A 23350-nucleotide genomic window follows, 5' to 3' on the forward strand; every position below is an offset into this window, starting at 1 on the left:
CGCCCAGATCGCCAATCGGCTCGCCGCCTTGGCGAGGAGTCGGTTTTGTTCGCGGCAGAACCGACATGACTTCTACCGCGTCGCCCGTGTCCAGTACCCCGGCTGTGCATACGTCGCCTTGAGCGCATCGATGAAAAACCGCACCTTGGCCGGCAGGTGGCGCTGCTGCATGTAGACGGCGACGATGTCGTAGTCGGGCAGCGCATATTCGTCGAGCACCGTGATCAGTTCGCCCGCCTGCAACTGCGCCTGGATTTCCCATGTCGAGCGCCACGCCAGGCCGATGCCTTCGCTGGCCCAGCGGTGCAGCAGTTCGCCGTCGTTGCAGTCGAGGTTGCCCGCGACCTTGACCGTGACCGGCTTGCCCTCCTTCTGAAAGTACCAGCCGCGCTGCTGGCCGCCCTGCAAATTGAAGGCCAGGCAGTTGTGCTGGGCCAGGTCGTCGAGCGTGCGCGGAATGGCGTGGCGTTCGAAATACCCTGGCGTGCCGCACACCACGCGGCGGTTGGTCGCCAGCTTCACAGCAACAAAATTAGAATCGAGTACGCCGCCGATCCGGATTCCCACGTCATACCCCTGGCGCACCAGGTCGACGACATGGTCGGTCAGGTTGAACGAGACCTGCACCTTCGGGTGCGCCGTCACGAAGTCTGGTGCGTGCGGCGCCACGTGCAATCGTCCGAACGCCGCCGGCGCCGACACGATCAGGTGCCCGCTCGCCCTGTGCCGGCCATCGGAGACGATCGTCTCGGCGAAATCGACGTCGCCGAGCAGCTTGCGGCAGTGTTCGAGGAACACCATCCCCTGTTCGGTCAGCGTCAGGTGGCGCGTCGTGCGGTGCATCAGTTTGACACCGAGGCGCTTTTCGAGCGCGTCGATGCGCCGTCCCAGCATCACCGGCGTGATGTTCTGTTCCAGTGCCGCACGCGCCAGGCTGCCTTTGTCGACGACGTCGACGAACGCCGCCATCTGCTTCAGTTTATCCATATTTTGTCCATGACGCGATTATTCCATACTTAATGTATCGAACAAGGCGATATTTTGTCGTCTTATCACGGCCCCCTCAAACCATTAGCATGAAGGTCTTGGCTAGTTCGCTATTTTTTAGATATTTAATCCTGGAGGATGACATGGCAAAGATGACCGCGGCAGAAGCAGCAGTGTATGTAATGGAAAAAGAGGGGGTGGAAGTGGCGTTCGGCGTACCGGGCGCTGCCATCAACCCATTGTATGCCGCGCTGCGCAAGCGCGACAGCATCCGCCATATCCTGGCGCGCCACGTCGAAGGCGCTTCGCACATGGCCGAAGGCTACACCCGCGCCAAGGCCGGCAACCTCGGCGTATGCATCGGCACCTCCGGCCCGGCCGGCACCGACATGATCACCGGGCTGTATTCGGCCCAGGCTGATTCGATACCTATCCTTTGCATTACCGGCCAGGCGCCGCGCGCCCGCATCTACAAGGAAGACTTCCAGGCGGTCGACATCGAGTCGATCGCCAAGCCCGTCACCAAGTGGGCCGTCACGGTGCGCGAACCGGCGCTGGTGCCGCGGGTATTCCAGCAAGCCTTCCACCTGATGCGCTCGGGCCGTCCGGGCCCGGTGCTGATCGATTTGCCGTTCGACGTCCAGATGGCGATGATCGAATTCGACCCCGATACCTACGAGCCGATGTCCTTGTACAAGCCGACGGCGTCGCGCGCCCAGATCGAGAAAGCGCTCGGCATGCTCAACGACGCCGCGCGTCCCCTGATCACCGCCGGCGGCGGCATTATCAACGCCGACGCCTCCGACCTGCTGGTCGAATTTGCCGAAATTACCGGCGTTCCCGTCATTCCGACCCTGATGGGCTGGGGCTCGATTCCGGACGACCATCCGCAGATGGCCGGCATGGCCGGCCTGCAGACCAGCCACCGCTACGGCAACGCCACGGTGCTGGCGTCGGACTTCATGATCGGTATCGGCAACCGTTGGGCCAACCGCCACACCGGCTCGATCGAGGTGTTCACCAAGGACCGCAAGTTCGTCCACATCGACATCGAGCCGACCCAGATCGGCCGCGTGTTCGGTCCCGACTACGGCATCGTCTCGGACGCCAAGGCGGCTTTGCTGCTGTTGGTGGAAGTGGCGAAAGAGTGGAAGGCGGCCGGGAAACTGGCCGACCGCAGCGCCTGGCTGGCCGAGTGCCAGGAACGCAAGCGCACCATGCTGCGTAAAAGCGACTACCAGAACATTCCAGTCCAGCCGATCCGCGTCTACCAGGAGATGAATACATTCTTCGGCCCCGACGTGCGTTACGTCGCCAGCATTGGCCTGTCGCAGATCGCCGCGGCCCAGTTCCTGCAAGTGCAAAAGCCGCGCCACTGGATCAACTGCGGCCAGGCCGGCCCGCTCGGCTGGACCATTTCGGCGGCCCTCGGCGTGCGCTGCTCCGACCCGACCGGTGACATCGTCGCCATTTCGGGTGACTACGACTTTCAGTTCATGATCGAGGAACTGGCCGTCGGCGCCCAGTTCAAGCTGCCGTACATCCACGTGCTGGTGAATAACTCCTACCTCGGCCTGATCCGCCAATCGCAGCGCGGTTTCGAGATGGACTACTGCGTGCAGCTGGCGTTCGACAACATCAACGAGCATACCCCCGAACTCGAGGGCAGGGGTGTCGATCACGTCGCCGTGGTGGAAGGGCTGGGCTGCAAGGCGATCCGGGTGTTCGATCCGGCCCAGATCATCCCGGCGTTCGAGAAAGCGCGCCTGTTGATGGCGCAGTATCAGGTGCCGGTGGTGGTCGAAATCATCCTCGAGCGCGTCACCAATATCGCGATGGGAACCGACATCGACGCCATCAATGAATTCAATGACGTCCTCGACGTCGGCTGACAGGAGTCCGCCATGACGAAATTAGCCGCCAACCTGACGATGCTGTTTACCGAAGTCGATTTTCTGGAGCGCTTCGGCGAGGCCGCACGCGCCGGCTTCAAGGGCGTCGAGTTCCTGTTCCCGTATGCCTTCGAAGCGGAGCGGATCGCCGAACAGCTGGCCGCCTGCAAGCTTGAACTGGTGCTGCACAATTTGCCGGCCGGTAACTGGGAAGCGGGCGAACGGGGCATCGCCTGCCACCCCGACCGCAAGGCCGAGTTCGAGGACGGCGTCGGGCGCGCCATCACCTATGCCCGTGCGCTCGGCGTAAAGCAGCTGAACTGCCTGGTCGGCATTAAGCCGAACAACGTCACCGACGCCGCCGCGTATGGTGCGGTGGTCGACAATTTGAAATTTGCCGCTAGCGCGTTGCAAGCTGAAAACATCCGCCTGCTGATCGAGCCCATCAACACGTTCGACATTCCCGGCTTCTATTTGTCGGGCACCGAGCAGGCGCTCAACATCATCCGCGAGACGGGTTCCGACAACATCCGCGTCCAGTACGACATCTATCACATGCAGCGCATGGAAGGTGAGCTGGCGGCCACCATCAAAGCCAACCTGCCGATGATCGGCCACATTCAGCTGGCCGACAATCCGGGCCGGTTCGAGCCGGGCACGGGCGAGATCAACTACCGCTTTCTGCTGGGGATGTTGGACGAGATCGGCTACAGCGGCTGGATCGGCTGCGAATACAAGCCAAAGGCGGGCACCATCGCCGGCCTCAAGTGGCTGGCGGAGCACGGCCTGTAAGGCCAGGCTGCGAACCTAAAAATCGATTCGAACAACGGAGACACACATGACTAAAGTAGGATTTATCGGCCTGGGCATCATGGGCGCGCCAATGGCAGCCAACCTGCAGGCGGGTGGCTGCAAGCTGTACCTGCACGACCAGAAAAATCCGCCAAGCTCGCTGATCGAAGGCGGCGCCACGGTCTGCACGTCGGGCGCGGAAGTGGCCAAGCGCGCCGACATCATCATCATCATGGTGCCGGACACGCCGCACGTGGCGGCGGTGCTGTTCGACGCCGACGGCGTTGCCGCAGGTCTTTCAAACGGCAAGATCGTCATCGACATGAGCTCGATCTCGCCGATAGAAACCAAGCTCTTCGCCAAGAAGATCAACAAGCTCGGTTGCGAATACCTCGATGCGCCGGTGTCGGGCGGCGAAGTGGGTGCGCGCGCCGCTTCGCTGACGATCATGGTGGGCGGCTCGGAAGAGGCGTTCACGACCGCCAAGCCGCTGTTCGACCTGATGGGCAAGAACATTACCCTGGTCGGGGGCAACGGCGACGGCCAGACCACCAAGGTGGCCAACCAGATCATCGTCGCGCTCAACATCCAGGCGGTGTCGGAAGCGCTACTGTTCGCCTCGAAAGCGGGCGCTGATCCGGCCAAGGTGCGCCAGGCGCTGATGGGCGGTTTCGCCGCCTCGCGCATTCTTGAAGTGCACGGCGAGCGGATGATCAAGCGCACCTTTGCGCCGGGCTTTCGGATCGAATTGCACCAGAAGGACCTGAACCTGGCGCTGGCCGGCGCCAAGGCGCTCGGCGTGTCGCTGCCGAACACCGCCACCGTCCAGGAACTGATGAATTCCTGCGCCGCCCACGGCGGCAGTGCCCTCGATCACTCGGCGCTGTGCCAGGCCATCGAGCGCATGTCGAACCATGAAATAGCGAAGGCGTAGCGTTCATGACCAATCCGGGCATGGTGGATCCGCGCATGGATCCACGTAACTTCCTGCTTGACCTTTTCAACACCGCGGTCGGCGCCGTTACTGCCGAAGGCTGCCTGCCGGCGTTTTTGCCGGCGCCGCCAACAAATGGCCGCACGCTCGTGATCGGCGCCGGCAAGGGCGCCGCCGAAATGGCGCGGGTGCTCGAAGCGCACTGGCGCGGCCCGCTCGAAGGCCTGGTGGTCACGCGTTACGGCCACAAGGTGGCGACCGAACACATCGAGGTGATCGAGGCAGCCCATCCGGTGCCGGACGCGGCCGGCGAAATTGCGGCGCAGCGCATTCTGGACAGCGTGGCCGGCTTGAGCGAAAACGACCTGGTGCTGTGCCTGATCTCCGGCGGCGGCTCGGCACTGCTGGCGCTGCCCGCGCCAGGCATCACGCTGGCCGACAAGCAGGCGCTCAACCAGGCATTGCTGGCCAGCGGCGCCACCATCGCCGACATGAACTGCGTGCGCAAGCATTTATCAAGCATAAAAGGCGGGCGCCTGGCGCTGGCGTGCGCGCCGGCGCGGGTGGTAACGCTGCTCATTTCCGACGTGCCGGGCGACGACCCGGGAGTCGTTGCCAGCGGGCCGACCCTGTCCGACGCCGGCACCTGCCAGGACGCGCTGGCGATCCTGGCGCGCTACCGCGTCGACGTGCCGGCCAACGTGCGCCGCGTGCTCGAGTCGGGCGACGGCGAAACACCAAAGCCGGGCGAGCCGCGTTTTGAGCGCAACAGTTGTCACATCATCGCGTCGGCCCGGATCGCGCTGGAGGCGGCGGCAGCCAAGGCGCGCGCGGCCGGCATTGCGGCGCACATCCTGTCCGACGAAATCGAAGGCGAGGCGCGCGACATCGCGCTGATGCACGCGGCAATGGCGCGCGCGGTGTCAGTGCACGGCCAGCCGTTCAGCGCGCCGTGCGTGATCCTGTCGGGCGGCGAGACCACGGTGACGCTGCGCGGCAAGGGCCGGGGCGGGCGCAACACCGAGTTTTTGCTCAGCCTGGCGGTGGCGCTGGCCGGCCAGCGCGGCGTGCATGCGATCGCCTGCGACACCGACGGCATCGACGGCTCCGAGGACAACGCCGGCGCGCTGCTGGCGCCGGACAGCCTCGCACGTGCTGGTGCGCATGGTTTGCGTCCGCAAGCAATGCTGGACAATAATGACGGCTACAGTTTTTTCGAAGCGCTCGGGGACCTGGTCGTTTGTGGCCCGACGCTCACCAACGTCAACGATTTTCGCGCCGTCCTGGTCCTGTGAGCGGGCCGCGCGCGCTTAAAGGATTCGCACATGAGCACATTCGTCTATACCCATGCGGCCTGCTTCAAGCATGAGCCGGGACCGAGCCACCCGGAGTCGCCGGCGCGCCTGAAGGCGGTGCTGGAAGTGCTCGAAGCACCGCCATTCAAAGACCTTGAATGGCGCGAAGCGCCGATGGGCACGCGCATGCAGGCGATGCTGGTGCACGACCAGGACTTCGTCGACAGCATCGCCGACCTCGCCCCCGCCAGCGGCAGGGTCGCGCTCGACGGCGGCGACACCGTGATGTCGGCCGGTTCCTGGGACGCGGTGATGCGCTGCATCGGCGCCGCCTGCGCCGGCGTCGACGCCGTGATGGCGGGCGAAGCCGATAACGTTTTTTGCGCCACCCGCCCGTGCGGCCACCACGCCGAGCCGGACCGGGCGATGGGTTTTTGCATCTTCAACCAGGCCGCCATCGCCGCCGTGCACGCCCTGCAGGCGCACGGCCTCGAGCGCGTCGCGGTAGTCGATTTCGACGTCCACCATGGTAACGGCACCCAGGCCGCGTTCTATGCGCGCCCCGAGCTGTTTTACGCGTCCAGCCACCAGTCGCCGCTGTATCCGGGCACAGGCGATCGCAGCGAGCACGGGGTTGCCAACAATATCGTCAACGTGCCGCTGCCGCCGGGCTGCGGCTCGGACCTGTTCCGCGCGCGCATCGAAGCCGACATGCTGCCGGCATTGCGCGCGTTCAAGCCGGACTTTCTCATCATCTCGGCCGGCTTCGACGCCCACCGGCTCGATCCGCTGGCCGGCATGAATCTGGAAGACGACGATTTTGGCTGGGTGACGGCGCAACTGATGGCGGTGGCCGACCAACAGTGCGCCGGGCGCATCGTGTCGATCCTGGAGGGTGGCTACAGCGGGGAAGGGCTCGCCGGCGGGACGGCGGCGCACGTGAAGGCGTTGATGCGGGGGTAAGCGTTCAAGGTCAAGGTCAAATGGGGGCCCGATCACCTTCGTGCATCGCCTCCGCCGTCGGCAATGCGTTCTCCTTAAACGCCGTCAAGAATCGCCAACCCGCTGCCTGGCGGGAGCCGGGCTGCGCTGCAGGCCTGGCGTCGACGGCGGGATCAGCGCGGCGATCAGGCTTGCGCCATCCCTGAGTAAAAACTCCTTGAACGCGCGCGCCACCGGCGGCAGCCGCTTGTCGCTGCGGTGCACCACGTACCAATCCAGCATCAGCGGGAAGCCCTGCACCGGCAGTACCACCAGGCTGCCGGTCTTGAGTTCCTGGCCGATCGTATGGGCCGACAGGAAGCCGATGCCCATGCCGGCGATGATCGCCTGCTTGATCGTCTCGGTGCTCTTGATCTCCATCGCGATGTTCAGCTGGCCCAAGTGGTCGCCGAATCCCGCCTCCATCGAAAACCAGGTATCCGATCCCTTCTCGCGCACCACGAACGCTTCGCGCATCAACGCCGTCATCGAAATGCGCTTCCTGCCGGCCAGGTGATGGCCGGGCGCGGCGACGATGACGTACGGGTGCGGCGCGAACGATTCATTGAGGGTGTCGAGGTTGTGCGGCGGGCGCACCATGATCGCCAGGTCGGTCAGGTTGTTGGCCAGCTGGCCGAGCAGCTCTTCGCGATTGTGTACCGTCAGGTGCAGCTTGACGCCCGCATGCTGGCGCGCAAACTCGACCAGCAGGTGGGGGAAGAAATAGTCGCCGGCGCTGATCACCGCCACGTTCAGCGTGCCGCCGGAAATCCCTTTGAAATGCGCCAGCGCTTCCTCGGCGTCCTGGAACTGGGCAATGATCGCGCGCGAGTAGTACAGCAGCTCGGCGCCGCCCTGGGTCAGATAGACTTTTTTTCCCAACTGCTCGAACAGCGCCAGGCCGACGTGGCTCTCGAGCGTCTTGACCTGGGTCGAAACGGCCGGCTGGGTCAGGTGCAATTCCTCGGCCGCGCGCGAAAAACTCAGATGACGCGCGACCGCTTCAAACACTTTTAGTTGTCGCAAGGTGGCGTTCTTCATGGGGCTTTATGTTGATGTATTCAGGGTCATGAATCATTATGCTTAATAAATTTAACTATTACTAATCATTTGTAGCGCTTACAGTGGATTCATCGAACTTCAACCGCACCTTATTTTCCCGGAGCACGCCATGAACACCAGCCACAGCAGCAATCAAGCCGACGCCCACCGCAACGCTTTTAACGCCGCCTTCCACGAACTGGGGCTGAGCTTTCACTGGGACAGCGCGCGCTACCAGAGCGTATTGTGCCAGGACGGCGAGCGCGAATGCGTGCGCCGCTACCTCGAGCAACACCAGTCGCACCTGCTCAGGGCGTATGACGCCGAGTTCCTGGCCGACGCCATCCACGCCGCCAAGGAGCGCTGCTACAGCGTCATGACGGCGGCCGGTTGCCGGCCGGAGGCGTTCATCAACTGGGCCGAAATTCAACGCCACCATGCCGGCGCATGAACCGGCTTTCATTCGCTCTGTTGTCGAAACTTAACCGTGGTCAAGGTCATCGAAAAATTCTTCTTACACAATCCTGATCAATGCCGCAGTCGCATCACGTAAAAAAGACGCGTTCCACCTGGCTGTGGCCCGCATGGCAGGCTAAAATAAATACATGTGCCGGGGACGGGGCGATTGCCCCCCTCGCGCCGATTTCAACCCACCAATCTGGCGCAAGTCGAGGATAATCATGAAGATTCAACGCTGGATTCGCTTTCAAACCATGGACGCGGTGTGCTTCGGTACACTGGAAGGCGACAAGATCCGGGTCTTTCAGGGCGACATGTTCAACTCCCCTGTACCGACCGGCGAGTCGATGCGGCTCGATGCTGTACAGGTGCTGGCGCCGCTGGTGCCGGGCAAGATATTGGCGATGTGGAACAACTTCCATGCGTTGGGTAAGAAGCTGGGCCTGGAACCGCCGGCCGAACCGCTTTACCTGATCAAAACGCCCAATACCCTGCTCGCTCCGGGCGGCACGATCAAAAAGCCGCTGTGCGAAGGCAAAGTGGTATTTGAGGGCGAACTGGCGATCGTTATCGGTCGCACGTGTTTTAATGTCAGCGAGGAAGAAGCCCCCGATTATGTCTTCGGGCTCACTTGCGCCAATGACGTCACGGTGTCCGAGATCATTGCCCGTGACCCGACTTTCCCGCAGTGGTGCCGGGCCAAGGGCTTCGACACTTTCTGCCCGCTCGGTCCTGTCATCGCAAGCGGTCTCGACCCGGCGATGCTGGTGGTGCGTACCATCCTCAACGACGAGGTGCGGCAGGATTATCCGATCAACGACATGGTGTTTTCAGTCGCCCAGTTGGTCAGCAAGATATCGAAGGACATGACATTGAATCCGGGCGACGTCCTGTTGTGCGGGACGTCGGTCGGTGTGGGCTCCATGCGACCAGGAAGTACGATCGAAATCGAGATCGATGGCATCGGCAAGCTCAAAAACCGGTTCGAGTAAACAGGTGGGAGCACGTCATGAAAATTGCAATTATAGGAGCTGGTGCAATCGGTGGTTATGTCGGCGCCAAGTTGGCATTGGCCGGCGAGGAGGTGACGTTCATCGTCAGGGGCGCCAATCTGGAGGCAATCAAGGCCAGGGGCATCAAGCTGATCGATAACGACGGCACGGAACACGTGGTGCCGGATGTAAAGGCAACCAACAACTACGCCGAAGCCGGTGTGCACGAGCTGGTGATCCTGGCCCTGAAAGCACACCAGGTCGACGCCGTCGCTGACGACGTCGCCAAACTGATGGGCCCCGACACCGTCGTGGTGACCATGCAGAACGGTATCCCGTTCTGGTATTTCCACAAGCATGGCGGACAGTTTGGAGGTTACACCGTCAAAAGCGTCGATCCGACCGGCCAGCTGGCGAGCAAGATCGACCCAGGCCGCATCCTTGGCTGCGTGGTCTATCCGGCCGCCGAACTGATTGCCCCGGGCGTGATCAGGCATGTCGAGGGCGAGCGCTTTCCAATTGGCGAGCTCGACGGAACTACCAGCGCGCGCGCCAAAGCAATCTCCGAAGTGTTCCAGCATGCCGGTTTGAAGGCGCCGGTGCTCGACAACATCCGCGCCGAGATTTGGCTCAAGCTGTGGGGCAACGTCTGCTTCAATCCGATCAGCGCGCTGTCGCATTCGACGCTGGTCGACATCTGCCAGTTTCCGCTGGCGCGTGAATTGGCGGCGAACATGATGCTCGAAGCGCAGGCAGTTGCCGCCAAGCTCGACATCTCGTTCCGGGTGTCGCTGGAGCGCCGCATCGAAGGCGCGGAAAAGGTCGGCAAGCACAAGACGTCGATGCTGCAGGACGTTGAAGCGGGGCGCGGCCTCGAAATCGACGCGCTGGTGGGATCGGTGGTGGAGCTGGGGCGGCTGACCGGCACGCCGACGCCGCACATCGACTCGGCCTATGCGCTCGTCAAGCTGCTCGAGCGCACGATGAGCGAGGAGCACGGCGGAGTCCGCCTGCAAAAAACCGTTGCCGTCTGACTGTCTGACAAAGTTTTTTGGATCCCAAAAGGGTTGACCTAAAAGACAACACCCCGCCACGCCATACAAGGCTTGCCGGGGTGTTTTTTATTGCGCCGCACAGTGGCGCGGTGCAAATCTACGTGCAGGTCAGATTTTGCCCTGGTTTTTCAGGCGGCTCAGGGTTTCCGGCGACAGGTTCAGGTAGGCCGCCAATTCCTTCTTGGGCAGACGTTCGAACAGTTCCGGGTACTTGCGCATGAAGCGGTGGACGCGGCCGGGGGCGTCGAGCAGGTGCAGCGTGATGGCATGGCCCATGATCGAGCTCATCAAATTCATCACCTCGTACTCGAACGCGGCCTTGACCTGGCTGTGACTTTCCAGAAAGGCCACCCATTGCTGCAGCGGCATGCGCGCCACCCGCGCCTTGGTCACGCAGACGATGCTGTAGGGCGTTGGCGTGCCGAGCCGCCACGCGGCGTAGCTGGTCTCGATGTCGCGCTCGGCGGGGAAGCGCAGGATCATCTCTTTCGCGTCCTGATTGGTGACCACGCGCTTGAGGATGCCGTCGAGCACGAAGTACTGCTCCATGTCGTGCACGCCCTGGCGTAGCAGCAGGTCGCCCTTCTGGTGGTTCTCGACCGTCAGATAGGGTTCAAGCGCCTCCATCTCGCTACCGCGCAACTCTTTCAGAACGACGTTCTGTTTGAGCTGGACGCGAATAATATTTCGCTCGGGATGGTTTGCAACTAAGGTCATGGAAAATTCACTATCTTATTTCGCGGCAGCCGACATCATGCGGCGAAAATTGACCCCGGTCAATGAGAGATATCAAGTGGTCTAGCTATGATCATCGCACTAAAAGACCGGCTGCGCTCTGCGTGGCACGGGACCAGGTTTCACCGGCCCCGCTCTTGCAGTCGCCTAGTACGACTTTATCGATTCACAAGGAGGAGACATCTCATCATGACAGACACCACGCAAACACCAGCAATGACCGACGGTTTCCATCTGGTCATCGATGCCCTCAAGCATAATGACATCGACACCATCTTTGGCCTGGTCGGCATTCCTATCACCGACCTGTGCCGCCTGGCGCAAGCGCAAGGCATGCGCTTCATCGGTTTTCGCCACGAGCAACATGCCGGCAATGCTGCGGCAATCGCTGGTTACATCACGCAAAAGCCAGGCATCTGCATGACCGTCTCCGCGCCGGGTTTTCTCAACGGCTTGACGGCTCTGGCCAATGCTACCACCAACTGCTTCCCGATGATCCTGATCTCAGGCTCGAGCGAGCGGGAAATCGTTGACCTGCAGCAGGGCGACTACGAGGAGATGGACCAGCTGAACGCGGCCAAGCCGTACTGCAAGGCGTCCTACCGGATCAACCGCGCCGAAGACATCGGCATCGGCATCGCCCGCGCCATTCGCGCCGCGGTATCGGGCCGTCCGGGCGGCGTCTACCTCGACCTGCCGGCGCAATTGCTGGCGCAGACGCTGGACGCTGAAAAAGGCAGGAAGTCGCTGGTCAAGGTCGTCGACCCTGTGCCGCGCCAGTTGCCGGCGCCGGAATCGGTGCAGCGCGCGCTGGATCTGCTCAAGAGCGCCAAGAAGCCGCTGATCCTGCTTGGCAAAGGTGCGGCTTATGCACAGGCCGACGCCGACATTCGCGCGTTTGTCGAAAACTCCGGTATTCCTTACCTGCCGATGTCGATGGCCAAAGGCTTGCTGCCTGACACCCACGCGCAATCCGCATCGGCGGCGCGCTCGTTCGTGCTGGCCGAAGCCGACGTCGTGGTGCTGATCGGCGCCCGCCTGAACTGGCTGCTGTCGCACGGCAAAGGCAAGACCTGGGGTTCCGTTCCTAAGCAATTCATCCAGATCGACATCTCGCCAACCGAGATCGACAGCAACGTGCCGATCGCGGCGCCGCTGATTGGCGACATCGGCTCTTGCGTGTCGGCACTGCTGAAGGGCATCGAAACGAACGGCCACAGCAAGCCTGACGCGGCCTGGACCGGCGCCATCTACGAGCGCAAGGACAAGAACCTGACGAAGATGGCGGCCACGCTCGACCTGAACCCGTCGCCGATGAATTTTCACAGCGCCCTGCGTGCGATCCGCGACATCCTCAAGACGCGCCCGGACATCAACGTCGTCAACGAAGGCGCCAACACGCTCGACTACGCCCGCTCGATCATCGACATGTACGAGCCGCGCAAGCGCTTCGATTCCGGCACCTGGGGTATCATGGGTATCGGCATGGGTTACGCGATCGGCGCGGCCGTCATCAGCGGCAAGCCGGTGGTGGCGATCGAAGGCGACAGCGCGTTCGGCTTCTCCGGCATGGAACTCGAAACCATCTGCCGCTACGATTTGCCGATCGTGACGATCGTCTTCAACAACAACGGCGTCTACAAGGGCACCGACCCTAACCTGAACCCGAACAACGCCAACGACGTGCCGGTCACTTCGTTCGTCAAGGGTGCGCGTTACGACAAGATGATCGAAGCATTCGGCGGTATCGGCTACCACGTCACCACGCCGGCAGAAATGACCGCGGCGCTGTCCAAAGCGATCGCGTCCGGCAAGCCTTCGCTGATCAACGCGGTGATCGACCCGAACGCCGGCACCGAAAGCGGCCGCCTGACCAACCTGAACCCACAAAGTGGCAAGAAGTAAGCTGGCTTACCCGAAAACCAAGAGGAAAAATCATGAGCAATAAACCGTTAGAAGGCATCAAGATCATCGACTTCACGCACGTGCAAGCCGGTCCGGCTTGTACCCAGATGCTGGCATGGTTCGGCGCCGACGTGATCAAGGTCGAGCGTCCTGGCTCGGGCGACGTTACCCGCTCGCAACTGCGCGACATCCCGGGCGTCGATGCACTGTATTTCACTATGCTTAACAGCAACAAGCGGTCGCTGACGCTGGATACCAAGAGCGAATCCGGCAAGGAAATCCTGACCAAGCTGATCAAGGAATCGGACGTGCTGGTCGAGAACTTCGGACCAGGCGCGCTGGACCGCATGGGCTTCACGTGGGAGCACATCCACACGTTGAACCCGGGCATGATCGTCGCGTCCGTCAAGGGCTTTTCCGACGGTCACCACTACGAAGACCTGAAGGTGTACGAAAACGTTGCTCAGTGCGCGGGCGGCGCCGCATCGACCACCGGTTTCGACGATGGTCCTCCGACCATTTCGGCCGCGGCACTGGGCGATTCGAACACCGGCATGCACCTGGCCATCGGCATCCTGACCGCGCTGCGCGGCCGCGATAAGACCGGCCAGGGCCAGAAAGTGGCGGTCTCGATGCAGGACGCCGTGCTGAACCTGTGCCGCGTAAAAATGCGCGACCAGCAGCGCCTCGACCGCGTTGGCTACCTGGAAGAGTATCCACAGTACCCGCACGGCAAGTTCGACGACTACGTACCGCGCGGCGGCAATGCCGGCGGCGGCGGCCAGCCAGGCTGGGTACTGAAGTGCAAGGGCTGGGAAACCGATGCCAACGCGTACATCTACTTCACTATCCAGGGCCACGCCTGGGCGCCGATCTGCAGGGCGATCGGCAAGGACGAGTGGATTGACGATCCTGCCTATATGACCGCTGGGGCGCGCCAGGACAAGATCATGGACATCTTCGCGACGATCGAAATCTGGCTCGCTGACAAGACCAAGTTCGAAGCGGTCGACATCCTGCGCAAGTTCGACATCCCATGCGCACCAGTGATGACGATGAAAGAACTGCTCAACGACGAGTCCCTGCGCGCCAGCGGCACGATCGCGGAAGTGGATCACAAGGAACGCGGCAAGTACTTTACTGTCGGTAGCCCGATCAAGTTTTCGGAAACCACGGTCGAGATCACCGGTTCGCCGCTGCTTGGCGAGCACACCGATGAAGTGCTGGAAAGCCTCGGCTATACTTCCCAGCAGATCGCCGGTTTCCACGATCAAAAAGTAGTGTAAGCACGGTGGCGACTTGCGTCGCCTGACCTGCGAGCGGCGCGCCGGGGCTTGATGCCGCGGGGCGCCGTTTTTTATTCCTGAAACAGAAAGGTAGTAGCATGCAAACCACTATCGATTTCCACCAACTAGTCGATGCGCTCGGCGATGGCGTCATCGTGTGCGATGCCGCCGGGGCGATCATCTTCTGGAACCAGTCGGCGACGCGGATATTCGGCTTTACCGAAGCCGACGCGCTCGGCCAGTCGCTCGACCTGATCATTCCCGAGCGCCTGCGCCAGCGCCACTGGGACGGCTATCACAAGACGATGGACACCGGCGAAACCCGTTACGGGGCCGACGTGCTGCGGGTACCGGCGCTGCACAAGGAAGGCACGCCGCTGTCGATCGCGTTTACGGTGGCGATGCTGCACACGCCGGAGAACAAGGTATCGTCGATCATCGCCATCGTGCGCGATGAGACGGTGCGCTGGGGTGAAGAGCGCGCGTTGAAGGCGAAAGTGGCGCTGCTCGAAGGGCAGATCAAGGCATCGGCGCCAGCGGTCGCACAATAAGCTGACGTGACAAGCTCGGCGGTTTGCTGTTACTGGAAAAGTCAGCCCGTGCGGGGCGCCTGCTAAAATGGTAATAGCGCTTGGTATTTACCTTGAAACGCGCTTGCCAGAGAGGTCAAACATGCAATGCTGAAATCGCTCAAGGTATGGGCCAAGCGACTAAAGCGCGACGTTATCACGCTCATGTTTGCCAGTCGGGATCCAGCGACCCCACTACTGCCGAAATTGCTTGCAATCGCGACCGTGGCCTATGCGCTCAGTCCCATCGACCTGATCCCCGATTTTGTTCCCGTCATAGGCTATCTTGACGATTTGATTATCGTGCCGATCGGCATCTGGCTGTGTTTGCGCTTGATCCCTTGCCCAGTGATTGTCCATAACCGGGCAAAGGCCGAAGCCTGGTTGGCAAGCAATCCCATCAAACCACGCAGCATGATCGGTCTCGCCGTTATTTTAAGTATCTGGCTATGCAGTGCCTGGCTTTTCTGGCGTTGGCTTGCTAACGGCGCAGTGTAGAGCCGCGTCTTCCGGGGTTCGCAAGGCCTGAACATGTAGCCGATCTTCAGCGGCGCTCGTCTCCTTCGCTGGCGATCAGCATCGCGGCCGCGTACAGGTCGGGGGCGATGCGGGTCGGCACCCGGCGCGGGCCGAGGCGCCATTCGGTTTCAGTGCCATTGTCGACCAGCAGGGTGCGGCAGCCGGCGCGGTTGCCGGCCTCGACGTCATGCAGCCTGGCGCCGACCATCCACGACGCGCGCAGGTCGATCTGGTGTTCGCTGGCGGCTTTGAGCAACAGGCCCGGCTGCGGTTTGCGGCAGCCGCAGGCGAACGCATAGCGCGTCACCGATCGCTTCGGATGATGCGGGCAGTAATAGAAGGCGTCGAGCGCGACCCGCTCGCGAAACATCAGGTCGCCAAGCCGGTCGGCGATTGACGCCATCGCCACTTCGTCGACCTGTCCATGGGCAATCGCGGCCTGGTCGCCGACGACGACGAGACGGTAATTGAGGCGCGCCAGCAGCCGCAGCGCCGGACCGGCCGCGCTGCACAGCGTGATGCAGCGCGGCTCGACGTTGCACGGGTTGTCGTCGACCAGCGTGTCGTCCTTGTCGAGAAAGACAGCTTTCATGGGCATGCAAGCTTCATCAATCAGGCGAACCGGACGCGGTACCTGATGGCGCCGATCACGCGCCAGAACACCGCGACCGGCGGAATCAGCGCCGAGGTGACCAGTATGTCGGCGATGTGGACGGCACTGTGCGCTGCGCCGTCCAGGCGCCGGATGCACAGCATCGCCGTCAGTACCAGCCAGGCGCCGCAGCCGATGACGGCGACGACTTCGTTGCCGGCCACCAGGCCCAGCACCGCGATGACAATAGCGGCAACGATCGCGTATTCTTCCCAGCATGGCAGGCGGCGGATTTTCTGGCGGTACAGCTCGGGATGCTTTTTGTAGAGCAGGGCGTCGAAGCTGATCTTGTGCAGCTCGAACAGGCTGGCGCCCCACCGCGCCGGCGGCTCCGGATGGATCACCGTCGCCAGCGGCGAGCGGGCGATGTTGGCTTGCATTTTCAGCAGCCGGAAGTGGAGCTCGATGTCTTCGCGCCAGCCGGCGCAGAAACGCTCGTCGAAGCCGCCGAGGGCGTCGAGCACGGCGCGCCGGCAGAAACAGTTGGTGACGAGGATTTCAGAGTCGGGCGCGCCGGCGTCGCGCTCGTGGGCGGCCGGCACGCGCCGGTGCGGCGACTCGGTGCGGCCGCACAGCACGTCGGTCTGGTCGCCGAAGCCGGCCATGGCTTGCGTCAGCCAGCCGGGCGAGGCCACCATGGCGTCGTCAAGGAAAGCGATGATCGGCGCCTTGGCGATGCGCCAGCCGCAATTGCGCGCCGCTCCCGGCCCATGCGCGCCATCGTTGGCGACGTACGCCAGGCGCATGCCGCGCTCGAGGGTGCGGGCGCGCCAGTTGGCGACCAGTTGCAGCGTGTAACGGTTGGACTCGTCATCGACGACGATGATCTCGAAGGCGTCGGCGGCAAAGTCCTGGCGCGTCAGCGCGTCGAGACAGCGCTCGAGCAAGTCGAGCCGGCCGCGGGTCGACACCACGACCGATACTTGCGGCACCGTTTGCGCACCGGCCTGCGCCGGCTGTACTGCTGATGTCGTTGACGGCATCGCCCCTCCCATGGAATCGCTATCATGCTTGGAGGGCGCAACCGGCGCGCGGTTCCTGGCGCTTCACCAGGTTTGGACCTGGCTCAATAAAGCTGGCTCAATGAAGCGCAATCGCTGTCGATTTGCCTTTGACGAAAGCGTCGATCGTGTCCAGGGTCGGCGCCAGCGCGCGCAGCGGCGCGGCGATCGAGGCGACCAGGGTGATGTGGCTGACGCCGTCGTAATAGACTTCCTCGACCGGCACGCCGTGGGTCCGTAACTTGGCGGCCAGTCCGCCGGTGTTGCGCACGGGATTAACCAGTTGGTCCTTGTTGGCGGCGATCAGCAGCGCCGGCAGCACGGCCCCGTCAGTGTGGTTGATCGGCTGCGATTGGGGCGGCGTGTCGGGGAAGTGAAAGACCGGGCGGGCGGTCTTGTTTTCTATCGGCATGAAATCATAGGGCCCGGCCAGGCCGATCCAGCCAGCTAGGCTGGCGCTGGCCATGCCTTGCTTGCCGAGATAGCGCGCGTCGAGCGCGAGCATGGCGGCGTTGTAGGCGCCGGCGCTGTGGCCCATCAGGAACAGCTTGCGCGGGTCGCCGCCGTAGTGGGCGATATTCTTCGCTGTCCACGCGACTGCCTGGGCCGAGTCGTCGAGGAAGTCAGGGTAGCGCACTTCGGGATACAGCCGGTAGTCGGGAATCACGGCGACGATGCCGCGCGAGGCGAGGGCGCGGCCGACAAAGGCGTAGTCGCCGCGTTCGCCCGTGGCCCAGTTGCCGCCATAGAAAAACACCACCACCGGCGAGGCCCCGGTAACGCGCGCCGGCCGGTAGATGTCGAGCTTGAAACGGGCGCCGCTGCCGTAGGCGAGGCCAAGGCTGGTGTCGGCGTCGCCGCCCGGCGACAGCGCGTTAATCGCTGTCAAAGGCGAGCACGCTGCAAGGCCGCCGATAGTAACGACGGCGGCGGCCAGGCCGTACAGGGTCAGGCGGAGCTTGCGCATGAGAATCTCGTGTCGGTGGTTTTGTCCACGACAATTATAGCCATTTGACAAAAACCGCAAGCACGCTTGAGAGCGGCCACCCTTGCCGTGGCCTCAAAGCGAGCGCGCGCCGAAGGTATCGCATTGGGTAAATTCGCCCGTCTCGATGCCTTTGCTGAACCAGCGCACCCGCTGCGCCGACGTGCCGTGGGTGAACGAATCGGGCACGACGCGGCCTTGCGACTGTTGTTGCAAGGTGTCGTCGCCGATCGCCGCTGCCGCCGCCAGCGCACCCTCGACGTCGCCTTGCTCGAGGATGTTGCGGCTGCGGTTGGCGTGGAACGCCCACACGCCGGCGAAGCAGTCGGCCTGCAGCTCGAGCTTGACCAACATCGCGTTAGCCTGTTTTTCGCTGCCGCCCTGGCGCGCGGCATTGACTTTTTCGTCAATGCCGAGCAGGTGCTGGACATGGTGGCCGACTTCGTGCGCGATGACGTAGGCCTGGGCAAATTCGCTGTTGACGTTGAAACGCTGCTGCATCAGCCGGTAGAACGCCAGGTCGATATACACCTTCTGGTCGGCGGGGCAGTAGAACGGGCCGGAGGCGGTTTCTCCGGTGCCGCAGGCAGTCTGGGTGGCGCCGGTAAACAGCACCAGTTTCGGCTTTTTGTACTGGGCATTCTGCGCGCGGAACAGCGCGGTCCAGGTGTCTTCGGTGTCGGCCAGCACGACCGCAACGAATTTCGCCTGGGTGTCCGAGGCCGGCGGCGCGCGCGCGGGTGACTGCTGCTGCACCGGCGCCATCGCGCCGCCGCCGCCGCTAAGGGCATTAATGATCGTCATCGGGCTCACGCCCAGGAAGTAGGAGCCGACCAGCGCAATGGCGATGGTGCCGATGCCGATGGAGCGTCCGCCGAAACCAAATCCGCCGCCACCGCCACCGCCGCCGTCGTCGCCGCGACGGTCTTCTACGTTATCGCTCTCGCGATTGCCTTCCCACTTCATGGTTGTTCTCCTGCTGAGTTCGATAGGACCATCATGCCACTTTGTACTGCCGCCGTCCTATTGTCGTCCACGCGCGCCGTCGACGCCGTCAACGCCGTCAATATACCCGCTCGCGCGAAAGTGCAGGGTTACGTTGAATGCGCCTGGGAAACAGGAGCCCCCATCGGCGCGGTGAAAATCAACGCAGTGACTCAGTCCGGCGTGCCGTCGCTGCGGCGGCCGACGTTGCTTTGCCGTTCCTGCTGCTTGTTCTGCTCGACTTCGGAAACCTCGCGGTTGGCGGTGTTCGACAGGCCGGTGTCGTCATCCATTTTTTGGTCGGCCGCCAGGTGACTGCCAGCCGGCGCCATCGGCAAGCCGGCGCTCTCGGCGCTTTGCGCGCTGCCGGGTGATTCGCCCTGCTGCATCGCGTCGCCGCCAGCAGCGGCAGGCTTGGCGCTGCTGAAAGCGCGCGACGACGATTCGGCCGGCTTGTTGCCGCCATTGCTGGACTGGTTATTGGTGTCGCTTCGTTGGTTCGAGTTCATGTGGATTCCTTTATCGTCTAAGAGAACTGCAAGACGGTTGCACGTTGTCAGGACCGCCATCATGCGCGCCGGTTCCGTGTTCTCGAATAGGAAGAAAGATCGACTCCCTGTAGGACTCGCACTTACAGCAATGTTCTTACGGCAGCACTATTTATTTATCGCACTTTCTGTCACCTGTTGTCCTACAAGCACGTCTGCTTTGGTCCTATACCCTCATCCATGCGCGCTGCATAAGATGACTTCACTCCGCTCGCTCATCGGCGCTTTGCCGGAACGATCGGACTTCGAACTCCGCCGTCGCGCATGGCGCAACACGGGGCAATTGCAAAGCTTAGGGAGGTGTACCATGGTTACAAGAAATGAAGCTAACAAGCAGAGCGGCACTGCAGGCGCAAGCCAGGGCGGCGGCACCAAGAATCGCGGCTTCGCGTCGATGGACCCGGCACGCCAGCGCGAAATCGCCAGCCAGGGCGGTAAGGCTGCGCATCAAAAGGGAACCGCCCACGAATTCACATCCGAAGAGGCACGCCGTGCCGGCAGCATGAGCCACGGCAACCGGCAATCGGCTGCGGCCAGCGCCGGCGCGGCAGGCTCGGGTACGGCCAGCGCCACGGCGTCGTCCGGCGAGCAGGGCGGCAACAAGCAAGGCGAGCAGAGCGTCAGCCGCGGCGGCGAGGACGGCGCGCGCGGCGCCGCGAAGAGTTCGTCCAGCGCGTTGAAAAAATCGCGCTAGCGAGCGATGCCGGCCCACCAGTTGGCAGTCGCGAGACGCACGTGAGCAAAGCGGGAAGCGCAAGCTCCCCGCTTTGCAGGCTTTATTTTCACGCTTTATTGCCACGCTTTATTTCCAATTTCTTCATACAAAAGCCCGAATGGATGGGGTAGAATCGACGCGCCTTTTCAATCTACCCTGGGGAAATTTTGGTGAAACAAACGCTTATCCGCCAAGTCAAGAGCATGTCGATGTCGTGCGATGCGGTCGGCAACCTGCTGCTCGCAAAATTTTCCTACCAGGGCGGCGGCAGGGATTCCTGCGTCGTCATCCCGGCGTCGATCGTCTTCTGGCTGCTGCGCCACCTGCCGGTAAACCAGGATCCGGCCCTCAGGCAGCCACCGGCCATGCCGCAGATTGACCAGGAAGATTGGGATTCCCGGGACACACCGCGCGCGCTGACGGTCAACTGCAATCAGCAACGCGATGCGTTGCGCATGGCCCTCGCGCTCGACGTCAAACCCGACCTCACCGTTGTGTTCGATCGCGCCAACGTCGAACTGATGCGCCAGATCATGGTTCATTACGCCGCCGACCTGATCGACCTGGATAAGTAGCGTAGCGCTCTGCCGTGCCGCGCTGTTATTGAAGCGGCCTGAAATCCGGGTATCATGCCCATTGATGTGAACCCGAATTTTCAAGGATTGCCCATGCCTATTAAAATCAGCCAGTTGTTCGACTCCGGCGCCATCGACGTGGTGTGCTCCGACAGTGCTTCCGGCATCGACCTGAAGCTGCGCAGCGATTCGCATGCGGACATCCGCCAGTGGTTCCATTTCCGCCTGCAGGGGGCGCGCGGCCAAGCTTGCACGATGCGCATCCTGAACGCCGGCCAGGCAACCTATCCGAAGGGCTTCGAAGGCTACCAGGCCGCGGCGAGCTACGACACCGAAACCTGGTTCCGCGTGCCGACCAGCTTCGACGGCGAAGTGATGACCATCAGCCATACCCCTGAACTGGACAGCGTTTACTACGCCTACTTCGAGCCGTACTCATGGGAGCGCCACTTGCGCCTGCTCGGCGAGATCGCCGAAAACCCGTTGGCGCGTGTTTCCGACCTCGGCACCACGGTGGACGGGCGCGACATCAACCTCGTCACCATCGGCGACGAATCGGCGGAAAACAAAATCTGGGTCATCGCGCGCCAGCACCCGGGCGAAACGATGGCCGAATGGTTCGTCGAGGGCATGATCGACGCCTTGCTCGACGACGCCAACCCGGTCGCCCGCAAGCTGCTTGCGCGCGCCGTGTTTTACATCGTGCCGAACATGAATCCGGACGGCGCCTTCCGCGGCAACCTGCGCACCAACGCCGCCGGCGCCAACCTGAACCGCGAGTGGATGACGCCCTCCAACGAGCGCAGCCCGGAAGTGCTGTGCGTGAAGAACAAGATTCACGCCACCGGCTGCGACATGTTTTTCGACATCCATGGCGACGAGGCGCTGCCGTACAATTTTGTCGCCGGCAACGAGATGCTGGCCGATTTCACGCCCGAGCGCGCCGCCCACCAGAACGCGTTCATCGAGCGCTACAAGGCGGCCAGCCCCGACTTCCAGAACGTTGTCGGCTACTCGGCCAGCAAGTACAACGCCGACATGCTGACCCTGGCCTCGAAATACATCGGCCACACCTTCAAATGCCTGTCGCTGACGCTGGAGATGCCGTTCAAGGACAACGCCGACCTTCCTGATCCCCACACCGGCTGGAACGGCGCGCGCAGCAGCGAACTGGGCGCCGCCCTCCTGCAGCCGATCCTGCTGTCGCTCGGTTAAGTCCATGGGCGTCGAGATCGAGCGCAAATTTCTGCCAAATGGCGATGCGTGGCGCGCGCTCGGCGAGCCGGTGCTGCTGCGCCAGGGATATTTATCGTCCAACCCGGCGCGGGTGGTGCGGGTGCGCATCGAAGGCGAGCAGGCCTACATGACGATCAAGGGCAAAAGTGTCGGCGCCACCCGCGGCGAGTGGGAGTATCCGATTCCGCTGGGTGACGCCGGCGAACTGCTGGCGCTGTGCGAACAGCCGCTGGTCGAGAAGTTTCGCCGCAAGATCGAATTTGCCGGCAACGTCTGGGAGGTCGACGAGTTTTTGGGCGCGAACGCGGGCCTGGTGGTGGCCGAGATCGAACTGCACGCCGAAGACCAGGCGTTCGAACGGCCTGACTGGATCGGCGTTGAAGTGACGCACGATGCGCGCTATTTCAATTCGGCGCTGGCGCGCCATCCTTTTTCAGCCTGGTAGCAGCAGCGTAAATCAACTACCCAGGAACTATCCGGCAGTCTACGGTCAAATCCCTTTGACGCGCGGAGCCTGCCGATGGATTATCTGTTTTTGAACAATGCAGTGAGCCGCTGGGCGATGGCGCTCGGTATCGCGCTGGGGCTGTATCTGGTCGCTGTCGATCATGCTCGACAAACCGTTTGCAGTGGGCGACTTCATCGTCGTCGGCGATGCCATGGGGTCGGTCGAAATGATCGGCCTGAAGACCACCCGCGTGCGCGGCCTCGGCGGTGAACAGATCATCTTTTCGAATGCCGACCTGCTCAAGAGCCGCATTCACAATCAGCAGCGCATGCAGACGCGCCGCGTGGCGTTTTTCTTGCGCGTGACCTACGCCACCAGCGAGGAGCAGCTGCGGGCGATTCCCGCCATGGTGCGCGAAGCGGTCGAAGCGGAGCCGGCCGCGATGTTCGAGCGGGTGCATTTTTGCGCCTACGCGGAGTCGTCGCTCGACTTCGAAACCGTGTACCACGTCAACAGCGCCGACTACCTGATTCACATGGAAACCCAGCAAGCCATCTTCCTGACCCTGTTCGCGCGGTTTACCCGCGCCAACATCGAGTTCGCCCAGCCGACGCGCATGGTGCGGCTGGTCGACACGGCGGCCGGCGCGGGTGAAGCTGACGGAGAATGGGACGGAGAAAGCGAAAACCTGCGGCGCCTGAAGCGCCCGGCCAGGACGTCTTAGCGCACTGGTGCGCAAACCGGGACAAAAAAAAGCCCGGTTG

25 protein-coding genes are annotated in these 23350 nt (G+C 62.6%); 17 read left to right on the plus strand and 8 right to left on the minus strand.

The window, feature by feature from the left end:
* Positions 1-72: 72 nt before the first annotated feature.
* Complete coding sequence (locus CR103_RS05860; protein ID WP_099915072.1) at positions 73-987, minus strand: LysR family transcriptional regulator; 915 nt, start codon at positions 985-987, stop codon at positions 73-75.
* A 143-nt stretch (positions 988-1130) separates the two neighbouring features.
* Here CR103_RS05860 and gcl point away from each other — a divergent pair, with 143 nt between their 5' ends.
* The 5 genes from gcl to CR103_RS05885 are packed head-to-tail and all read left to right on the plus strand — an operon-like array spanning position 1131 to position 6863.
* Entirely contained in the window at positions 1131-2879 is a 1749-nt protein-coding gene (gene gcl, locus CR103_RS05865; RefSeq protein ID WP_099915073.1) for a glyoxylate carboligase, read from the plus strand.
* A gap of 12 nt (positions 2880-2891) precedes the next feature.
* Positions 2892-3671 carry a hydroxypyruvate isomerase gene (hyi, locus tag CR103_RS05870; protein WP_099915074.1) on the plus strand — a complete coding sequence of 260 codons (780 nt, stop codon included), beginning with the start codon at positions 2892-2894 and terminating at the stop codon, positions 3669-3671.
* A gap of 25 nt (positions 3672-3696) precedes the next feature.
* A complete protein-coding gene (locus tag CR103_RS05875) occupies positions 3697-4605 on the plus strand; it encodes a 2-hydroxy-3-oxopropionate reductase (protein ID WP_267873975.1) in 909 nt (302 codons plus the stop codon).
* Between the two features lie 5 nt (positions 4606-4610).
* Positions 4611-5900 carry a glycerate kinase type-2 family protein gene (locus tag CR103_RS05880; protein ID WP_180279290.1) on the plus strand — a complete coding sequence of 430 codons (1290 nt, stop codon included), beginning with the start codon at positions 4611-4613 and terminating at the stop codon, positions 5898-5900.
* Between the two features lie 30 nt (positions 5901-5930).
* Positions 5931-6863, plus strand: coding sequence for a histone deacetylase family protein (locus CR103_RS05885; RefSeq protein WP_099915076.1), 933 nt, complete (start codon positions 5931-5933; stop codon positions 6861-6863).
* A gap of 84 nt (positions 6864-6947) precedes the next feature.
* Here the strand turns inward: CR103_RS05885 and CR103_RS05890 are convergent, their stop codons facing one another.
* The gene (locus tag CR103_RS05890; RefSeq protein ID WP_099915077.1) at positions 6948-7922 is read right to left on the minus strand and encodes a LysR family transcriptional regulator; all 975 of its coding nucleotides are present in this window, start codon (positions 7920-7922) and stop codon (positions 6948-6950) included.
* A gap of 130 nt (positions 7923-8052) precedes the next feature.
* Between CR103_RS05890 and CR103_RS05895 the strand changes: the two genes are divergently transcribed.
* From CR103_RS05895 to CR103_RS05905, 3 genes are all read left to right on the plus strand, one after another.
* Positions 8053-8373 carry an HAD family hydrolase gene (locus CR103_RS05895; RefSeq protein ID WP_099915078.1) on the plus strand — a complete coding sequence of 107 codons (321 nt, stop codon included), beginning with the start codon at positions 8053-8055 and terminating at the stop codon, positions 8371-8373.
* A 229-nt stretch (positions 8374-8602) separates the two neighbouring features.
* Complete coding sequence (locus CR103_RS05900; protein WP_180279291.1) at positions 8603-9373, plus strand: fumarylacetoacetate hydrolase family protein; 771 nt, start codon at positions 8603-8605, stop codon at positions 9371-9373.
* A gap of 17 nt (positions 9374-9390) precedes the next feature.
* Positions 9391-10407, plus strand: a complete 1017-nt coding sequence (locus tag CR103_RS05905; RefSeq protein WP_099915079.1) for a 2-dehydropantoate 2-reductase — start codon at positions 9391-9393, stop codon at positions 10405-10407.
* A 129-nt stretch (positions 10408-10536) separates the two neighbouring features.
* On the opposite strand, the gene CR103_RS05910 is transcribed toward CR103_RS05905, so the two are convergent.
* Positions 10537-11145, minus strand: a complete 609-nt coding sequence (locus CR103_RS05910; protein WP_099915080.1) for a Crp/Fnr family transcriptional regulator — start codon at positions 11143-11145, stop codon at positions 10537-10539.
* Between the two features lie 207 nt (positions 11146-11352).
* On the opposite strand from CR103_RS05910, the gene oxc reads away from it, so the two are divergent.
* The 4 genes from oxc to CR103_RS05930 all read left to right on the plus strand — a co-directional run bounded on the left by oxc (position 11353) and on the right by CR103_RS05930 (position 15421).
* Complete coding sequence (oxc, locus tag CR103_RS05915; RefSeq protein ID WP_099915081.1) at positions 11353-13068, plus strand: oxalyl-CoA decarboxylase; 1716 nt, start codon at positions 11353-11355, stop codon at positions 13066-13068.
* A gap of 32 nt (positions 13069-13100) precedes the next feature.
* Positions 13101-14354: a formyl-CoA transferase gene (frc, locus tag CR103_RS05920; RefSeq protein WP_099915082.1), complete on the plus strand. Its 1254-nt coding sequence runs from the start codon at positions 13101-13103 to the stop codon at positions 14352-14354.
* 98 nt (positions 14355-14452) lie between these two features.
* A complete protein-coding gene (locus tag CR103_RS05925) occupies positions 14453-14905 on the plus strand; it encodes a PAS domain-containing protein (RefSeq protein WP_099915083.1) in 453 nt (150 codons plus the stop codon).
* 126 nt (positions 14906-15031) lie between these two features.
* Entirely contained in the window at positions 15032-15421 is a 390-nt protein-coding gene (locus CR103_RS05930) for a YkvA family protein (protein WP_099915084.1), read from the plus strand.
* A gap of 46 nt (positions 15422-15467) precedes the next feature.
* On the opposite strand, the gene CR103_RS05935 is transcribed toward CR103_RS05930, so the two are convergent.
* The 5 genes from CR103_RS05935 to CR103_RS05955 form a co-directional block, all read right to left on the minus strand.
* The gene (locus CR103_RS05935; RefSeq protein ID WP_229442822.1) at positions 15468-16040 is read right to left on the minus strand and encodes a D-glycero-alpha-D-manno-heptose-1,7-bisphosphate 7-phosphatase; all 573 of its coding nucleotides are present in this window, start codon (positions 16038-16040) and stop codon (positions 15468-15470) included.
* A gap of 14 nt (positions 16041-16054) precedes the next feature.
* Positions 16055-17077: a glycosyltransferase family 2 protein gene (locus CR103_RS05940; protein WP_099915086.1), complete on the minus strand. Its 1023-nt coding sequence runs from the start codon at positions 17075-17077 to the stop codon at positions 16055-16057.
* 97 nt (positions 17078-17174) lie between these two features.
* Positions 17175-18062 carry an alpha/beta hydrolase gene (locus CR103_RS05945; RefSeq protein ID WP_099915087.1) on the minus strand — a complete coding sequence of 296 codons (888 nt, stop codon included), beginning with the start codon at positions 18060-18062 and terminating at the stop codon, positions 17175-17177.
* Positions 18063-18155: 93 nt separating this feature from the next.
* Positions 18156-19046: a KPN_02809 family neutral zinc metallopeptidase gene (gene ypfJ, locus CR103_RS05950; RefSeq protein ID WP_099915088.1), complete on the minus strand. Its 891-nt coding sequence runs from the start codon at positions 19044-19046 to the stop codon at positions 18156-18158.
* Between the two features lie 191 nt (positions 19047-19237).
* Positions 19238-19573: a hypothetical protein gene (locus CR103_RS05955; protein ID WP_099915089.1), complete on the minus strand. Its 336-nt coding sequence runs from the start codon at positions 19571-19573 to the stop codon at positions 19238-19240.
* 346 nt (positions 19574-19919) lie between these two features.
* On the opposite strand from CR103_RS05955, the gene CR103_RS05960 reads away from it, so the two are divergent.
* The 5 genes from CR103_RS05960 (at position 19920) to CR103_RS05980 (ending at position 23310) form a co-directional block, all read left to right on the plus strand.
* A complete protein-coding gene (locus CR103_RS05960) occupies positions 19920-20306 on the plus strand; it encodes a KGG domain-containing protein (protein ID WP_099915090.1) in 387 nt (128 codons plus the stop codon).
* Between the two features lie 191 nt (positions 20307-20497).
* Entirely contained in the window at positions 20498-20902 is a 405-nt protein-coding gene (locus tag CR103_RS05965) for a hypothetical protein (RefSeq protein WP_099915161.1), read from the plus strand.
* Between the two features lie 93 nt (positions 20903-20995).
* Positions 20996-22117: a M14 family metallopeptidase gene (locus CR103_RS05970; RefSeq protein ID WP_099915091.1), complete on the plus strand. Its 1122-nt coding sequence runs from the start codon at positions 20996-20998 to the stop codon at positions 22115-22117.
* A gap of 4 nt (positions 22118-22121) precedes the next feature.
* Positions 22122-22583 (plus strand): CYTH domain-containing protein, encoded by a 462-nt coding sequence (locus tag CR103_RS05975; protein WP_099915092.1) that lies wholly within the window; start codon positions 22122-22124, stop codon positions 22581-22583.
* Positions 22584-22746: 163 nt separating this feature from the next.
* On the plus strand, positions 22747-23310 hold the full coding sequence (locus CR103_RS05980) for a mechanosensitive ion channel family protein (protein WP_099915093.1): 564 nt from the start codon (positions 22747-22749) through the stop codon (positions 23308-23310).
* Positions 23311-23350 lie beyond the last annotated feature (40 nt).

This window comes from Massilia psychrophila (assembly GCF_002760665.1).
Taxonomy (GTDB): Bacteria; Pseudomonadota; Gammaproteobacteria; order Burkholderiales; family Burkholderiaceae_D; genus JAFCUW01.

What these genes read in the sequence shown, in the direction of transcription:
- CR103_RS05975 (WP_099915092.1), top strand. Translation starts at nt 22,122, where the DNA reads ATGGGCGTCGAGATCGAGCGCAAATTTCTGCCAAATGGCGATGCGTGG.
- CR103_RS05935 (WP_229442822.1), bottom strand. Translation starts at nt 16,040, where the DNA reads ATGCCCATGAAAGCTGTCTTTCTCGACAAGGACGACACGCTGGTCGAC.
- CR103_RS05970 (WP_099915091.1), top strand. Translation starts at nt 20,996, where the DNA reads ATGCCTATTAAAATCAGCCAGTTGTTCGACTCCGGCGCCATCGACGTG.
- ypfJ (WP_099915088.1), bottom strand. Translation starts at nt 19,046, where the DNA reads ATGAAGTGGGAAGGCAATCGCGAGAGCGATAACGTAGAAGACCGTCGC.
- CR103_RS05940 (WP_099915086.1), bottom strand. Translation starts at nt 17,077, where the DNA reads ATGCCGTCAACGACATCAGCAGTACAGCCGGCGCAGGCCGGTGCGCAA.
- CR103_RS05955 (WP_099915089.1), bottom strand. Translation starts at nt 19,573, where the DNA reads ATGAACTCGAACCAACGAAGCGACACCAATAACCAGTCCAGCAATGGC.
- CR103_RS05960 (WP_099915090.1), top strand. Translation starts at nt 19,920, where the DNA reads ATGGTTACAAGAAATGAAGCTAACAAGCAGAGCGGCACTGCAGGCGCA.
- gcl (WP_099915073.1), top strand. Translation starts at nt 1,131, where the DNA reads ATGGCAAAGATGACCGCGGCAGAAGCAGCAGTGTATGTAATGGAAAAA.
- CR103_RS05880 (WP_180279290.1), top strand. Translation starts at nt 4,611, where the DNA reads ATGACCAATCCGGGCATGGTGGATCCGCGCATGGATCCACGTAACTTC.
- CR103_RS05860 (WP_099915072.1), bottom strand. Translation starts at nt 987, where the DNA reads ATGGATAAACTGAAGCAGATGGCGGCGTTCGTCGACGTCGTCGACAAA.
- CR103_RS05885 (WP_099915076.1), top strand. Translation starts at nt 5,931, where the DNA reads ATGAGCACATTCGTCTATACCCATGCGGCCTGCTTCAAGCATGAGCCG.
- CR103_RS05910 (WP_099915080.1), bottom strand. Translation starts at nt 11,145, where the DNA reads ATGACCTTAGTTGCAAACCATCCCGAGCGAAATATTATTCGCGTCCAG.
- CR103_RS05900 (WP_180279291.1), top strand. Translation starts at nt 8,603, where the DNA reads ATGAAGATTCAACGCTGGATTCGCTTTCAAACCATGGACGCGGTGTGC.
- oxc (WP_099915081.1), top strand. Translation starts at nt 11,353, where the DNA reads ATGACAGACACCACGCAAACACCAGCAATGACCGACGGTTTCCATCTG.
- CR103_RS05925 (WP_099915083.1), top strand. Translation starts at nt 14,453, where the DNA reads ATGCAAACCACTATCGATTTCCACCAACTAGTCGATGCGCTCGGCGAT.
- frc (WP_099915082.1), top strand. Translation starts at nt 13,101, where the DNA reads ATGAGCAATAAACCGTTAGAAGGCATCAAGATCATCGACTTCACGCAC.
- CR103_RS05980 (WP_099915093.1), top strand. Translation starts at nt 22,747, where the DNA reads ATGCTCGACAAACCGTTTGCAGTGGGCGACTTCATCGTCGTCGGCGAT.
- CR103_RS05895 (WP_099915078.1), top strand. Translation starts at nt 8,053, where the DNA reads ATGAACACCAGCCACAGCAGCAATCAAGCCGACGCCCACCGCAACGCT.
- CR103_RS05945 (WP_099915087.1), bottom strand. Translation starts at nt 18,062, where the DNA reads ATGCGCAAGCTCCGCCTGACCCTGTACGGCCTGGCCGCCGCCGTCGTT.
- hyi (WP_099915074.1), top strand. Translation starts at nt 2,892, where the DNA reads ATGACGAAATTAGCCGCCAACCTGACGATGCTGTTTACCGAAGTCGAT.
- CR103_RS05905 (WP_099915079.1), top strand. Translation starts at nt 9,391, where the DNA reads ATGAAAATTGCAATTATAGGAGCTGGTGCAATCGGTGGTTATGTCGGC.
- CR103_RS05930 (WP_099915084.1), top strand. Translation starts at nt 15,032, where the DNA reads ATGCTGAAATCGCTCAAGGTATGGGCCAAGCGACTAAAGCGCGACGTT.
- CR103_RS05890 (WP_099915077.1), bottom strand. Translation starts at nt 7,922, where the DNA reads ATGAAGAACGCCACCTTGCGACAACTAAAAGTGTTTGAAGCGGTCGCG.